This window comes from Chromohalobacter sp. HP20-39, from assembly GCF_033052815.1.
Classification (GTDB): Bacteria; Pseudomonadota; Gammaproteobacteria; order Pseudomonadales; family Halomonadaceae; genus Chromohalobacter.
Window position 1 is genome coordinate 1 of record NZ_JAWHTP010001174.1, and the last position, 236, is coordinate 236.

Annotated in this window: 1 pseudogene; it reads left to right on the forward strand. The window is 83.1% G+C overall.

From position 1 onward, the window contains the following. A pseudogene (locus RVY79_RS22135) lies at positions 1 to 236 on the forward strand (hypothetical protein); the annotation flags it as partial.

Here is a 236-nt window from a genome sequence, read left to right on the forward strand (position 1 = left end):
CGTGCTGCGCCGCCGGCAGGCCGAACTTGCTGGCCAGGCCGATCCGGTGGCGCCGCCGGCCCCACGGGCCCAGCCCGCGCCGCCGGCCGGCTTGTCGTCGGACGCAGCCCGCCAGCAGCGCGAGCGCCGCGCTGCCGAGGCCATGGCCGCGCTGGCGCCGCGGCGCGCTGCCCCCCCGCCGGCCAAGCCGCAGGCCCGCCCCACGCCGCCGGTGCTGCGCGACGAGATCCGGCTGC